Origin of the sequence: Xenorhabdus griffiniae (genome assembly GCF_001028135.1) — a bacterium.
In the GTDB taxonomy this organism is placed as follows: domain Bacteria; phylum Pseudomonadota; class Gammaproteobacteria; order Enterobacterales; family Enterobacteriaceae; genus Xenorhabdus; species Xenorhabdus bakwenae.
This window is the reverse complement of sequence record NZ_LDNM01000046.1, coordinates 1-914: the sequence shown is the minus strand read 5'-3', so window position 1 is coordinate 914 and position 914 is coordinate 1. Positions and strand designations below refer to the sequence as shown.

The following is a 914-nucleotide window of genomic DNA, read 5'->3' as shown; positions in this document are numbered from 1 at the left end:
TATAGCTAAATCATACCAATATGGCATAATATCCCAATCCAATATGACAAGGCATAAAGTGAAATGGGTTACAGTCTAGATTTTCGAAAAAGAGTCCTGGCATACAAAGATAAACATTCGTTGACTTTCGAGCAAACGAGTGTCCATTTTGAGATTTCTATTCGTACCCTGTTCCGGTGGAGCCATAAAATAGAACCTTGCATGACGCGTGATAAGCCTCCCATGAAAATCCCTGATGAGGTGCTTATCGCGGATATCCAAAAATTTCCCGACGATTATCAGTGGGAAAGAGCAAAACGTTTAGGTGTCTCGCAGTCGGCTATTCATTACGCCTTGAAACGACTTCGGCTCACGCATAAAAAAAACGCTGGAACACCCTCGCGCTGACCCTCAGGCTCGTCAAGCGTTTGTCGAGCGGATCAATGGCTATGAACAGGCAGGCAAACCGATAGTTTACTTAGATGAAAGTGGTTTTGCTCAATCCATGCCACGTACACATGGGTATGCTGAAAAAGGACAGCGCTGTTTTGGTACACACGACTGGCAGGCGAAAGGCCGTATTAACGTGATTGGGGCCATTCTCAACAATCGCTTCGTCACCTTAAGTTTGTTTACCGGGAGCATTAATGCGGATGTCTTTCATGCATGGATAACGCAAGATTTATTGCCAAAACTCCCGCACGGTGCAGTGATAGTCATGGATAATGCGTCTTTCCACAAAAGAAATGACACGAGACAAGCGATAGTGGATAGCGAATGTCAACTGGAATGGCTTCCTGCTTATAGCCCTGATTTGAATCCGATAGAACACAAATGGGGTGGAGCAAAAGCAATAAGAAGACAAAAAAGATGTTCAGTTGATGAGCTGTTTACAGAGCATATTGAATATGCCATGTTATGATGATTTTGCTATA

At 43.5% G+C, this 914-nt stretch carries 2 protein-coding genes; both read left to right on the top strand.

Features of this window, described 5'->3' with window-relative positions:
- Window positions 1–63 precede the first annotated feature (63 nt).
- Window positions 64–387, top strand: coding sequence for an IS630 transposase-related protein (locus tag AAY47_RS11275; RefSeq protein ID WP_047769920.1), 324 nt, complete (start codon window positions 64–66; stop codon window positions 385–387).
- The gene (locus AAY47_RS11270) at window positions 356–901 is read left to right on the top strand and encodes an IS630 family transposase (RefSeq protein WP_327213539.1); all 546 of its coding nucleotides are present in this window, start codon (window positions 356–358) and stop codon (window positions 899–901) included. Before AAY47_RS11275 ends, AAY47_RS11270 begins: the two co-directional genes overlap by 32 nt.
- Window positions 902–914: the final 13 nt, after the last annotated feature.